The organism is Modicisalibacter radicis (assembly GCF_900961225.1).
GTDB lineage: Bacteria > Pseudomonadota > Gammaproteobacteria > Pseudomonadales > Halomonadaceae > Modicisalibacter.
This window is the reverse complement of record NZ_CAAHFN010000048.1, coordinates 38,255-50,237: the sequence shown is the minus strand read 5'-3', so window position 1 is coordinate 50,237 and position 11,983 is coordinate 38,255. Positions and strand designations below refer to the sequence as shown.

At 62.1% G+C, this 11,983-nt stretch carries 11 protein-coding genes; 6 read left to right on the top strand and 5 right to left on the bottom strand.

Annotated elements, in window-relative coordinates; genetic code table 11:
- Positions 1-46: 46 nt before the first annotated feature.
- Both rnpA and rpmH read right to left on the bottom strand, forming a co-directional pair.
- Positions 47-430: a ribonuclease P protein component gene (rnpA, locus tag HR9077_RS03085; RefSeq protein WP_136065010.1), complete on the bottom strand. Its 384-nt coding sequence runs from the start codon at positions 428-430 to the stop codon at positions 47-49.
- Positions 431-443: 13 nt separating this feature from the next.
- Positions 444-578: a 50S ribosomal protein L34 gene (gene rpmH / locus HR9077_RS03080; RefSeq protein ID WP_011508608.1), complete on the bottom strand. Its 135-nt coding sequence runs from the start codon at positions 576-578 to the stop codon at positions 444-446.
- On the opposite strand from rpmH, the gene HR9077_RS03075 reads away from it, so the two are divergent.
- The 6 genes from HR9077_RS03075 (at position 577) to HR9077_RS22300 (ending at position 8,094) form a co-directional block, all read left to right on the top strand.
- Positions 577-828: a hypothetical protein gene (locus HR9077_RS03075; protein ID WP_136065008.1), complete on the top strand. Its 252-nt coding sequence runs from the start codon at positions 577-579 to the stop codon at positions 826-828. The two genes, rpmH and HR9077_RS03075, sit on opposite strands and share 2 nt — an antisense overlap.
- Before the next feature lie 322 nt (positions 829-1,150).
- Positions 1,151-2,632 carry a chromosomal replication initiator protein DnaA gene (dnaA, locus tag HR9077_RS03070; protein ID WP_136065006.1) on the top strand — a complete coding sequence of 494 codons (1,482 nt, stop codon included), beginning with the start codon at positions 1,151-1,153 and terminating at the stop codon, positions 2,630-2,632.
- 61 nt (positions 2,633-2,693) lie between these two features.
- Positions 2,694-3,797 (top strand): DNA polymerase III subunit beta, encoded by a 1,104-nt coding sequence (gene dnaN / locus HR9077_RS03065; protein WP_136065004.1) that lies wholly within the window; start codon positions 2,694-2,696, stop codon positions 3,795-3,797.
- Positions 3,798-3,871: 74 nt separating this feature from the next.
- Entirely contained in the window at positions 3,872-4,981 is a 1,110-nt protein-coding gene (recF, locus tag HR9077_RS03060; RefSeq protein ID WP_136065002.1) for a DNA replication/repair protein RecF, read from the top strand.
- A 3-nt stretch (positions 4,982-4,984) separates the two neighbouring features.
- A complete protein-coding gene (gene gyrB, locus HR9077_RS03055) occupies positions 4,985-7,405 on the top strand; it encodes a DNA topoisomerase (ATP-hydrolyzing) subunit B (protein ID WP_136065000.1) in 2,421 nt (806 codons plus the stop codon).
- Positions 7,406-7,974: 569 nt separating this feature from the next.
- Positions 7,975-8,094 carry an SDR family oxidoreductase gene (locus HR9077_RS22300; RefSeq protein WP_210725844.1) on the top strand — a complete coding sequence of 40 codons (120 nt, stop codon included), beginning with the start codon at positions 7,975-7,977 and terminating at the stop codon, positions 8,092-8,094.
- Between the two features lie 112 nt (positions 8,095-8,206).
- On the opposite strand, the gene gmhB is transcribed toward HR9077_RS22300, so the two are convergent.
- The 3 genes from gmhB to glyQ form a co-directional block, all read right to left on the bottom strand.
- Complete coding sequence (gene gmhB / locus HR9077_RS03045) at positions 8,207-8,788, bottom strand: D-glycero-beta-D-manno-heptose 1,7-bisphosphate 7-phosphatase (RefSeq protein ID WP_136064998.1); 582 nt, start codon at positions 8,786-8,788, stop codon at positions 8,207-8,209.
- Between the two features lie 121 nt (positions 8,789-8,909).
- Positions 8,910-10,976 carry a glycine--tRNA ligase subunit beta gene (gene glyS / locus HR9077_RS03040; protein WP_136064996.1) on the bottom strand — a complete coding sequence of 689 codons (2,067 nt, stop codon included), beginning with the start codon at positions 10,974-10,976 and terminating at the stop codon, positions 8,910-8,912.
- A gap of 2 nt (positions 10,977-10,978) precedes the next feature.
- Positions 10,979-11,941: a glycine--tRNA ligase subunit alpha gene (gene glyQ, locus HR9077_RS03035; protein WP_136064994.1), complete on the bottom strand. Its 963-nt coding sequence runs from the start codon at positions 11,939-11,941 to the stop codon at positions 10,979-10,981.
- Positions 11,942-11,983 lie beyond the last annotated feature (42 nt).

Below are 11,983 nucleotides of genomic sequence, written 5' to 3'. Positions count from 1 at the left end.
GATATTGGATCGTTCTGCGGGTTGGTCGGGTCACGCTGTTCCGAATTCAGGAGGCCGAGATGGCAGGTGACTGCTTGCCAACCTCCTTTTCCAGCCGTCGCCACAAGCCGTGAAGCTGTCGGTGCAGTGTGGGATTGTCCAGCTCGTGTACGCCACGGCGGGCCAGGACAACGATATCCACAGCGGGTAGGCGATGCTGCCGGAGACGGATGGACTCACGCACCAAGCGCTTTAGACGGTTGCGATCTACGGCACGACGAACGTTTTTCTTGCTGAAGACCAGGCCCACGCGCGGGTGACCCAAGGAGTTGTCCCTGGCCAGTACCAGCAACCCTTTGGCGTGTACCTTGTACGATGCTTGTTCGAAGACGTACCCATAGTCCCCGGCAGTCAGCAGACGCAGTTGCCGGGGAAAGCCCTGACAGGACATTCGCGAGCCGCGATCAAGCGCTCAGACGCTTGCGGCCCTTGGCACGGCGGCGAGCCAGGACCTGGCGGCCGTTCTTGGTGGCCATGCGTGCACGGAAGCCGTGGACACGCTTGCGCTTCAATACGCTGGGTTGAAATGTGCGTTTCATGACGGCGGATTCCCACGTGGTTGGTTTGACATTGATCGATGCCCCGGCTCCCACATGGAACCCGGGCGGATTTCGTTCAAGGCCGGGAATTCTAGAGGCTTTGCAAGCCGGGTGCAATTTCTGCGCGCAATTATCCACACCGCTGCCGGCGTGGTGCGGCGATGCGCCGCTGGCGGAGCTTCGCCGCATCGAGGTGTCGAGCGACCCGGAGCTCGACGGCCAGGGGCTATGGGCTTACTACAATAACTAGAAGGTTTATTTAATGCTGTTGTTATTAATGCTGGGGACCTTTTCTGTGGATAACCTTGTAAAAACATTACGCATCAAAACACTACATCCAGTATAAAGGCGTGGACAACGTGCGTAGAGGCGGTGATTCAAGGGTCATGAAGCTGTGCATGGAAAGCCGGGATATCCACCGCCAAGGGTTGTCCACGCAATCATACCGGGCCGGTCCCCCGAGGCGTACCCTAGTTTTCCACAGCACCGTTCGAACCGCCTTGCGTGTGGATAACTCGTAGTGAGAACGCTACAATGGCCGGTCTTTTTCGCAAACGGGATGGTGAGGTCGCGTGTCGGTCGCTCTTTGGCAACAATGTCTGGCTTATCTGCAGGATGAGCTGAGTTCGCAGCAGTTCAATACCTGGATTCGTCCCCTGCAGGCGGAAGACGCTACCCCCAACGAGCTCAACCTGTTGGCGCCCAATCGCTTTGTACGCGACTGGGTCAGCGACAAGTACCTCAAGCGGATCAATGAGTTGTTGCGCGAACTGGCGCCCAGCAAGCCGCCCAAGGTGAGCCTGTCGGTGGGCAGTCGGCGTGCTGCGCCGAGCCCGCAGCCGCGGGACCTGGGTAACCCGGTCTCGGCCAGCCGCTTTCGCCAGCCTTCCGCACCCGCGGTGCACACGCCGCCCCGGGGTGACGAATACGCCGATGAGCGGGAGATCGACAAGCTCAGCGGCGAGGGCCAGCGCCGTTCCTCACAGCAGCCCGCGGGGGAGCGGCAGGTCCAGGTGGAAGGCAGCCTCAAGCACCAGAGCGGTCTCAACCCCAACTTCACGTTCGACACCTTCGTCGAGGGTAAGTCCAACCAGCTTGCCAGGGCCGCTTCGCGACAAGTCTCCGAGAACCCCGGCGGCGCTTACAATCCACTGTTCCTGTATGGTGGGGTGGGCTTGGGCAAGACCCACCTGATGCACGCCGTGGGCAACCAACTGGCTGCCCTGCGCGACAATGCCAAGGTGGTCTATCTGCATTCCGAACGCTTCGTCGCCGACATGGTCAAGGCGCTTCAGCTCAACGCCATCAACGACTTCAAGCGGTTCTATCGAAGCGTCGATGCGCTGCTGATCGACGATATCCAGTTCTTTGCCGGCAAGGAGCGCTCCCAGGAGGAGTTCTTTCATACTTTCAACGCCTTGCTGGAAGGCGGTCAGCAGATGATCCTGACCTCGGACCGCTACCCCAAGGAGATCAGCGGGGTGGAAGAGCGACTCAAGTCGCGTTTCGGCTGGGGGCTGACGGTCGCCATCGAACCTCCCGAACTGGAAACCCGGGTGGCTATCCTGATGAAGAAGGCCGACCAGGCCAAGGTCGATCTGCCGCACGATGCGGCCTTCTTCATTGCCCAGAAGATACGTTCGAACGTGCGTGAGCTGGAGGGTGCGTTGAAGAAGGTGATCGCCGATTCCCATTTCATGGGCAAGCCGATCACCCAGGATTTCATCCGCGAATCGCTCAAGGACCTGCTGGCTTTGCAGGACAAGCAGGTGGGGGTGGACAATATTCAGCGTACGGTCGCCGAATACTACAAGATCAAGCTGGCGGATCTGCTTTCCAAGCGCCGTTCGCGCTCGGTGGCCAGGCCGCGGCAGGTCGCCATGGCCCTGGCCAAGGAATTGACCAATCACAGCCTGCCGGAAATCGGCGACGCCTTTGGCGGGCGCGACCATACAACCGTGCTGCATGCTTGCCGAAAGATTGTGGCGCTACAGGAAGAAAACGCGGATATTCGCGAGGATTACAAGAACTTGCTGCGATTGCTGACCAGCTGACACGTGTCGTCCATCGCATCTCGTTCCCGTCTTTGAAACTCAGGAGAAGAGTGGAGCCCTCATGAAATTTTCCATTTCCCGTGAAGCCCTGCTGCGCCCATTATCGCTGGTGGCCGGCGTGGTCGAACGGCGCCAGACCCTGCCGGTACTTTCCAATGTGCTGATCGAGGTACAGGATACCCAGTTGGCGCTCACCGGCACCGATCTCGAGGTCGAGCTTATCGGCCGTATCGAGCCCGGCCAGGTCGACGAACCGGGTTCGGCCACCGTGCCGGCCCGCAAGCTGATGGATATCTGCAAGTCGCTGCCCGAACAGGCGGAAATCTCCTTTGCGCTGGAGGAGGGGCGGGCGATCCTGCGTTCGGGGCGCTCGCGGTTCACGCTTTCGACATTGCCGGTGGCCGAATTCCCCAATATCGAGGACAGCCAGGCCAGCCAGGAGCTGACCCTGCCGCGAGGTACCCTCAAGCAGCTCATCGACGCCACGTCCTTCGCCATGGCGCAACAGGACGTGCGCTACTACCTCAACGGCATGCTGCTGGAGCTTGGCCACAACCTGGTGCGCACCGTGGCCACCGATGGCCACCGCCTGGCGATGTGCACGCGCAGTGCCGAAGTGAACGTCGAACCGACGCAAAAGCTGATCGTGCCTCGCAAGGGGATTCTCGAGCTGGTGAGGCTGCTCGATGGCAGTGACGAACCGGTCGAGCTGACGTTGGGTTCCAATCACATCCGTGCCCATACCGGTAGCTTCACCTTCACCTCCAAGCTGGTCGACGGCAAGTTCCCCGACTACGAGCGGGTGATTCCTCGCGGCGGGGACAAGGTGTTCATTGCCGATCGGGCCGAGCTGCGGCAGGTGCTCTCGCGTACCTCGATCCTTTCCAACGAAAAGTACCGGGGTGTGCGCCTCAACCTGGAGGCCGGCAATCTGCGTGTGCTGGCCAACAATCCCGAGCAGGAAGAAGCCGAGGAGAATGTCGCGATCGACTACGATGGCAACGCCCTGGAGATCGGCTTCAATGTCGGGTATCTCATCGATGTGCTCAATGCGCTCGACGAGGATCGCATGCAGATGACCCTTTCCGACTCCAACAGCAGTGCCATCATGGAAGAGCCGGGCGGTGGCGATGCGTTGTACGTGGTCATGCCGATGCGTCTGTGAACGTGAACACGCTTTAATGCAGGCTGCGATGTTGTTTTCGCGCTTTCCGAACCCAGCTTTTCGCCGGTGCCTGGATGCCTCTTGATCGCTTGTCCTTCCAGGGTTTACGTAATCTCGAGGCACTGGACATGCAGCCCTCGTCGTCGATCAACGTGATCGTCGGCGAAAACGGAAGCGGCAAGACGAGCCTGCTGGAAGGAATCCACATCCTTGGCATGGGCCGGTCCTTTCGTACGCAACAGCTTCGTCATGCCATTCACCATGGCGGCGACAGCGTCACTTTGCACGGCCGCCTGGCCGGTGACCCTCCTGTGCCGCTGGGGGTTCGCAGACACCGTACTCAGGGCGAGCTCGAGATGCGCATGGCCGGCGAGCGCGTGGCTCGGGTTTCCGAACTCGTCGAAGCATTGCCGCTCCAGTTGATCAACCCCGATGCGTTCCGGCTGCTCGAGGGTGCGCCCGCTTCGCGCCGCGAGTTCTTCGACTGGGGTGTGTTTCACGTGAAACACGATTTTCTCGATGCCTGGAAACGCACTCGGCGGGCGCTTAAACATCGGAATGCGTTACTCAGGCATGATAGAATCGACGAGCAATCGATTGGAGTCTGGGAGCATGAGTTCGCGCACTGGGGCAATCGCCTGGACGCCCTGCGAGACGATTACATGGCAGCCTTTCTCCCGGTTTTCGAAGAGACACTTGCTGAACTCTTGCCGCTTCCCGACCTGACGCTGCGCTACTATCGCGGTTGGGATCGCCAGCGCGATCTGGCAGAGGTCCTGGCCCAGGGGCGCGCTACCGATCGCCAGATGGGGTTTACCCAGCAGGGTCCACAGCGTGCCGACCTGCGAATACGCGTCGAACGACGACCGGCAGTGGAGGTACTCTCGCGCGGCCAGCAAAAGCTGGTGGTCAGTGCCATGAAATTGGCCCAGGGGCGTTTGCTTGAGATGGCCACGGGACGCACCTGCCTCTACCTGATCGACGACTTGCCGGCGGAGCTCGATGCCCGGCATCGCCGCATCTTCTGCCGCTGGCTGGAGCACATGGGCTGCCAGGCGTTCATCACCAGCGTCGACCAGGAGGCCTTGGCGGGGCTGTGGCAGGCAGAAACAACGGTCGCGATGTTTCACGTGAAACAGGGTCGGCTTGCGACATACGGAACGAAAGACTTCACGACGGAGTAGTCAATGAGCGAACAAGCTTACGACTCAACGAGCATCAAGGTCCTGAAAGGGTTGGATGCGGTGCGTAAGCGCCCCGGCATGTACATCGGCGACACCGATGATGGAACGGGGCTGCATCACATGGTGTTCGAACTGGTGGACAACTCCATCGACGAAGCCTTGGCCGGCTATTGCAGCGAGATACGCGTGGTCATCCATCCCGACGAGTCGATAACCGTCAGTGACAATGGGCGCGGCGTGCCGACCGACATCCACAGCGGCGAGGGTGTTTCGGCGGCCGAAGTGATCATGACGGTACTGCATGCCGGCGGCAAGTTCGACGACAACTCCTACAAGGTCTCCGGGGGACTGCACGGGGTCGGTGTTTCGGTCGTCAACGCACTTTCCGAAGAGCTCAAGCTGACCATCTGGCGCGCGGGTCAGGTCCATGAGCAGATATACCACCATGGCGTCCCGGATGCGCCGCTCGCCATCGTCGGGCAGACGGAGAATAGCGGTACGCGGGTGCACTTCCGCCCGTCGTCGGAAACCTTCACGCATATCGAGTTTCACTACGACATACTCGCCAAGCGGTTGCGCGAACTTTCGTTCCTGAATTCCGGTGTGGCCATTCGCCTGATGGATGAGCGCAGCGGCAAGGAAGAGCTTTTTCATTACGAAGGCGGCCTGAGAGCCTTCGTCGACCACCTCAACACCAACAAGTCGACGCTCAACCCGGTTTTTCACTTCGACTCCCAGCGCGAGGATGGCATTGCCGTCGAAGTGGCGATGCAGTGGAACGACACCTTTGCCGAAAACATATTCTGCTATACCAACAACATTCCCCAGCGTGACGGCGGCACCCACCTGGCCGGTTTCCGTGCGGCGCTGACCCGCTCGCTCAATAGCTATATCGAAGCCGAAGGCGTACTCAAGAAGACCAAGGTCAATACATCGGGCGACGACGCCCGGGAAGGCCTGACGGCGATCATCTCGGTCAAGGTTCCCGACCCCAAGTTCTCTTCCCAGACCAAGGAAAAGCTGGTCTCTTCCGAGGTCAAGACAGCCGTCGAGCAGGAGCTCGGTCGGCTGTTTTCCGATTACCTCGTCGAGCATCCCAACGAAGCCAAGTCGATCGTCAACAAGATGATCGATGCGGCCCGCGCGCGCGAGGCTGCACGCAAGGCGCGCGAAATGACTCGCCGCAAGGGGGCGCTGGACATCGCTGGCCTGCCTGGAAAACTCGCCGATTGTCAGGAGAAGGACCCGAGCCTGTCCGAGCTTTACCTGGTCGAGGGCGATTCGGCGGGTGGCAGCGCCAAGCAGGGCCGCGATCGCCGCACGCAGGCGATACTGCCGCTCAAGGGCAAGATACTCAACGTCGAGAAGGCCCGCTTCGACAAGATGCTGTCTTCGGCGGAAGTCGGCACCTTGATCACGGCGCTGGGTTGCGGCATCGGCCGGGAGGAATTCAACCCGGACAAGCTGCGTTACCATTCGATCATCATCATGACCGACGCCGACGTCGATGGTTCGCATATCCGCACGTTGCTGCTGACGTTCTTCTTCCGTCAGATGCCGGAACTCATCGAGCGTGGCCATGTCTTCATCGCCCAACCGCCGCTCTACAAGATCAAGCGCGGCAAGCAGGAGATGTATCTAAAGGACGAACAGGCGTTGCTGGATTACCTGACCACGACGGCACTGGATGGCGGAGGCCTGCATGTCAACGCCGATGCGCCGGGGATCAGTGGCGAGCACCTGGAAGCCCTGGTCAAGCAGTATCGTGATGTAATGAAGCGCATCGACCGCCTGCTGCGGGTCTATCCGCACGAGGTGTTGCGCAAGATCGTGCATGCGGCAACCCTGAATGGCGAAGAGAGCCTGCGTGACCGGATCACCATGCAGCACTGGATCGACCATCTGCAGCAGGAAATGGATGCGTTGATCGCCTACGAAGGCGGACCGCGCTATGTCTTCCAGCTTCAGCAGGACGACGAGCGAGGATTTTACCTGCCGAGCGTGGCTCTGACGGCTCATGGCGTGACCACCGAGTACGTATGGGGCGCGGATTTCTTCCGCAGCGCCGACTATCGTGCCATGGCTGCACTGGGCGAGACGCTCAACGGTCTCCTGGGCGAGGGGGCTTATGTGTCGCGGGGCGAGCGCAGCAAGAAGGTCGAGACCTTCTACGAAGCCCTCGACTGGCTGATGGCCGAAGCGCAGCGAGGTTTCTCCATCCAGCGCTACAAGGGGCTGGGCGAGATGAACCCCGATCAGCTCTGGGAGACCACCATGGATCCCGAGACCCGGCGCATGTTGCGCGTGTCGATCGAGGATGCCGTAGCCGCCGACATGATGTTCAACACGCTGATGGGGGATGAGGTCGAGCCGCGGCGTTTCTTCATCGAACAGAATGCCCTGGTGGCCAACCTAGACGTGTGATGTTTCACGTGAAACACGCTCTGGCCACGCAGGAGCGTCGAGTCTGTCTCCAGGCAGCAAGCCCAGCCCAAGCGCTGGGCTTTTCATGTCTGCGCGCGGGAGCTTTTTCGTCGAACCGCTGACTGGCATTGCAGTCAGGCCCGATCCTGAGGCGGTCGGAGTCATGCGGCTCCCCCGCCAGAGATGCCGATTCCGGGCGCCTGAAGTATCGCGGGCTTATCTCTCGACTTTCCTTCAGGTTACGTAGCTCTCGATCCAGCTTCTCCATTTTCTCGTGAAGCGTTTCCCTGGCTTCCGGTCACGGTCACGGTCACGGGTCAAAGATCGGCTGATCATCCAGTATGCATGGCAGTAGAGTACAGATGGATTCCCGCTTCAGGCCCGCAGCGCTGAGCAAGACGACACGCTTGGCAGCCAGCACCATGTTTTCGTCTTGGTCGCGATAGCCCGCTTCCGTCCTGGCGGGGGCCGGAAGCCCCGGCTTTACCGAACAGGTCCCGGAGGACGGGATGACGTCGCCGCGCGGGGGAGGGCGCTCTGGATGACGATATCCGAACCGCCCCACACCCCTGGCGCGGCGAGGGCGCGTCGAGGAGTTTGCCAATCCGGCCATCTTCCTGGCCAGCGATGCCTCGAGCTATGTCAGCGGACACAATCTGGTCGCCGATGGAGGCTACTCGGTGAAGTGATTGCCAGTGCCCCCTTGAACAACGCCCCATTCACGGGGAAGGGCTGAGCACTGGTATCGGTTAACGGTCCGCTGCAATCAGGTTCCCGGCGTGCAGCGAAAGGCCGAAACCCTCAGTTTTCGACCAGGTAGTCGGCGAAGGTTGCCAGATCGTCGAAGATTCTCGCCTGCTCCAGGCCCCCCCTAGCTTCGGTCTTCTTCCCCTTGCCTGTGCGGACCAGCACCGGGTGACAGCCCCTGGCGATCCCGGCATCGAGATCCCTCTGGCTGTCGCCTACCATCCAGGCGCCCTGGAGGCTTTCCAGGTTCAGCGCATGCTGGATCTGGTCGAGCAGGCCGGCCTTCGGCTTGCGGCACTCGCAGCCATCGTCGGGACCGTGAGGGCAGTAGGCAATATGGGCAATCCTTCCTCCCGCGGTCGATACCCGTTCACGGAGATCGTCATGCATCCGTTGCAGGGTGGCTTCGTCGAAATAACCGCGTGCCACCCCCGACTGATTGGTGGCCACGGCGACGGTCCAGCCATGCCGGCTCAGCCGGGCAATGGCCTCGATGGACCGAGGGTAGGGCAGCCACTCCGCGAGCGACTTGATGTAGTCTTCCGAATCCGCGTTGATGACGCCGTCGCGGTCGAGGACGACGACCCGGCTCGGTACCAGATCATAGGGCTGGCTGGGTAGCGGGTGCTTGTTCATGGCAGAGCGACCTGGGCGAAAGTGTTTCACGTGAAACAAGCATGACGTAAAAACGTTTCACGTGAAACATGCATGAAAAAGCCGGCCCTGAGGCCGGCCGGGAAAACCCCGTGTCGTGCGTCTATTGCTGCAGCTGGGCGATATCCGCCACTTCGAGGAACAGTGCCTGAAGCTCGGCGAGCATGGCCAGGCGATTACGCCTTATGGCGCTGTCATCGGCCATCACCATCACGTCATCGAAGAACCGGTCCACGGGTTCGCGGAGCGTCGACAGGGCATCCAACGCTTCGCTGTAGCGCGCCTCGGCAAACAGCGGGGCGACGATGCGGCGGCGGTCGGCCAGGGCCTGGGCAAGCGCCCGCTCGGCGTCCTCGGCGAGGAGCGAGGCATCCACTGACTCGGCGACCTCGTCGGCCTGCTTGGTCAGAATGTTGGAGACGCGTTTGTTGGCGGCGGCCAGAGCGGCTGCTTCCTCGTGCTGGCTGAAGGCATGCACGGCGCGAACGCGCCGCGCGAAGTCCAGCGGCCGGGTGACGGGGCGCGCACGGACCGCAAGATAGACCTCGACGGCGATGCCTTCATCCTGGGTCCAGGCGCGAAAGCGATCGAGCATGTACTCGAGTACTTCCTCGGCAAGACCCGCGGCCTGGGGCAGCCCGCTATGCCGGTCTGCGGCCTGGGTGAGCAGCTCGCGCAGATTGAGATCCAGTTCGGCCTTGATCAGGATGTTGAGCACCCCGATCGCCGCACGGCGCAGGGCGAACGGATCCTTGGCACCGGTGGGGCGCGCGCCGATGCCGAAGATTCCGGTGAGGGTGTCGAGTCGGTCGGCCAGTGCCAGTGCCAGTCCGGTCTTGCTCTCGGGCACCTCATCACCGGCAAAACGCGGCAGATACTGCTCATGAATGGCCTGGGCCACGTCCTCGGGCTCGCCGTCGTGGCGAGCGTAGTAGCAGCCCATGGTGCCCTGCAGCTCCGGAAATTCGAGCACCATTTCACTGGTCAGGTCGCACTTGGCGAGTTGTGCGGCCCTGGCGGCATGTTCGACGTCGCCTTCGATACGCTCGGCGATGTAGCGGGCGAGCGCCTCGCAGCGATCGGCCTTGTCGGCCAGCGTACCCAGCTGCTGCTGGAAGACCACGTTGGCCAGTCCCTCGCGCCGTGAAGCCAGGCTGTGCCTGAGGTCGGTCTCGTAGAAGAAGGCGGCGTCGGCCAGGCGTGGGCGAATGACCCGTTCATTGCCTTCGATCACCCGCTGGGAATCGCGGCTGTCGATATTGGCCACGGTGATGAAGCCGGGCTCGAGCTTGCCATCGGCATCGAGCAGGTGGAAATATTTCTGATTGGCCTTCATCGACGAGATCAGGCACTCGGCGGGCACCTCGAGGAAGCGTTCATCGAAGCTGCCGGCCAGGGCCACCGGCCATTCGACGAGGCCGTTGACCTCGTCGAGAAGGTCCTCGTCGATGACGGCGGTGGCCGCCTGGACCTCGGCTTCGGCAAGCACCTGCTCGCGGATCCGCTCGCGACGGACCCGACGATCGACCAGCACATAGGCGTTTTCCAGGGCATCCACGTAATCGTCGGCCCGGGGCAGGGCGATGGCGGCGGGGGCATGAAAGCGGTGGCCGCGAGTCTCGCGCCCGGCGCGCAATCCCAGCACCTGGGCGTCGACCACGTCGCGGCCGTAGAGCGCCACCAGCCAATGCACCGGCCGCGAGAACTCGATGCGTGAATCGCCCCAGCGCATGTTCTTGGGCACCGGCAGCCCGGCTACCGTCTGCACGACGATCGGGGGCAACAACGCCTCGATGGTGGCGCCCGGCTGTTCGAAGCGGTATCCCAGCCAGGTGCCCTTGTCGGTTTCGAGATGGACGAGTTCATCCACCTCGACGCCGCAGGAGCGAGCAAAGCCCTGGGCGGCCTTGGTCGGCTCGCCATCCTTGAAGGCGGCGGCCAGTGCCGGTCCGCGGCGTTCGATAAGGCGGTCGGGCTGCTTGGCTTCGAGCGCCTCGATCTGTACGGCCAGGCGGCGCGGCGTGGCGTAGGCCCGGACCGTGCCGAAACCGACCTCGGCCTCGCGCAGGCCGTCGGCGAGGCCGTCGGCGAAGGCATCGGCCAGCGAATCGATGGCGCCCGGCGGCAGCTCTTCGACGCCCAGTTCGACCAGCAGTGTGTTGGCAGCCATGCTCAAGCGTCTCCCTTTTCGGCAAGTGGCTCTTCGGCCAGCAGTTCCTGGCGCAGCGACTCGGGGGCCATCGGGAAGCCCGCGGCCTTGCGTGATTGGTAGTAGGCCTGGGCGACATCGCGGGCCATGGTGCGCACACGCAGGATGTAGCGCTGACGCTCGGTGACCGAGATGGCGTGACGGGCATCGAGCAGGTTGAAGGTATGCGACGCCTTGAGCACCATTTCGTAGGCGGGCAGCGGCAGGTTCGCCGCGATCAACTTGCTGCACTCGCCCTCGAGATGGTCGAAGCTCGCGAACAGGGCCGGAACGTCGGCGTGCTCGAAATTGTAGGCGGACTGCTCGCGCTCGTTCTGCAGGTAGACGTCGCCATAGGTGACCCGGGACCCATCGGGAGCGATCGCCCAGATCAGGTCGTAGACGCTGTCGACGTCCTGCAGGTACATGGCGATGCGTTCCAGCCCGTAGGTCAGCTCGCCGGTGACCGGAAAGCACTCGATGCCGCCGGCCTGCTGGAAGTAGGTGAACTGGGTCACCTCCATGCCGTTGAGCCAGACTTCCCAGCCCAGTCCCCAGGCACCCAGGGTGGGCGACTCCCAGTTGTCCTCGACGAAGCGGATGTCGTGGACCAGCGGGTCGATGCCGAGCCGCTCCAGCGAGCCGAGGTAGAGTTCCTGGAGATCGGCCGGCGAGGGCTTCATCACCACCTGGAACTGGTAGTAGTGCTGCAGGCGGTTGGGGTTCTCGCCATAGCGGCCGTCGGTGGGGCGGCGCGAGGGCTGCACGTAGGCGGCATTCCAGGTCTCGGGACCGATGGAGCGCAGGAAGGTGGCCGGATGGAAGGTACCGGCACCCACTTCCATGTCCAGCGGCTGCATGATCACGCAGCCCTTTTCGGCCCAGTACTGCTGCAGGGCGAGGATCAAACCCTGAAAGGTTGTGACGTCTGGCGTCGACTGTGTCATTGCGGGTCACCGTTGGCCCATGAATTCGCGGACCGCCAAGTA

Bases quoted from the DNA above. Each gene is read 5' to 3' on its own strand.
- recF (WP_136065002.1), top strand. From the start codon at position 3,872: ATGCCTCTTGATCGCTTGTCCTTCCAGGGTTTACGTAATCTCGAGGCA.
- glyQ (WP_136064994.1), bottom strand. From the start codon at position 11,941: ATGACACAGTCGACGCCAGACGTCACAACCTTTCAGGGTTTGATCCTC.
- rpmH (WP_011508608.1), bottom strand. From the start codon at position 578: ATGAAACGCACATTTCAACCCAGCGTATTGAAGCGCAAGCGTGTCCAC.
- gyrB (WP_136065000.1), top strand. From the start codon at position 4,985: ATGAGCGAACAAGCTTACGACTCAACGAGCATCAAGGTCCTGAAAGGG.
- glyS (WP_136064996.1), bottom strand. From the start codon at position 10,976: ATGGCTGCCAACACACTGCTGGTCGAACTGGGCGTCGAAGAGCTGCCG.
- HR9077_RS03075 (WP_136065008.1), top strand. From the start codon at position 577: ATGACGGCGGATTCCCACGTGGTTGGTTTGACATTGATCGATGCCCCG.
- gmhB (WP_136064998.1), bottom strand. From the start codon at position 8,788: ATGAACAAGCACCCGCTACCCAGCCAGCCCTATGATCTGGTACCGAGC.
- dnaN (WP_136065004.1), top strand. From the start codon at position 2,694: ATGAAATTTTCCATTTCCCGTGAAGCCCTGCTGCGCCCATTATCGCTG.
- rnpA (WP_136065010.1), bottom strand. From the start codon at position 430: ATGTCCTGTCAGGGCTTTCCCCGGCAACTGCGTCTGCTGACTGCCGGG.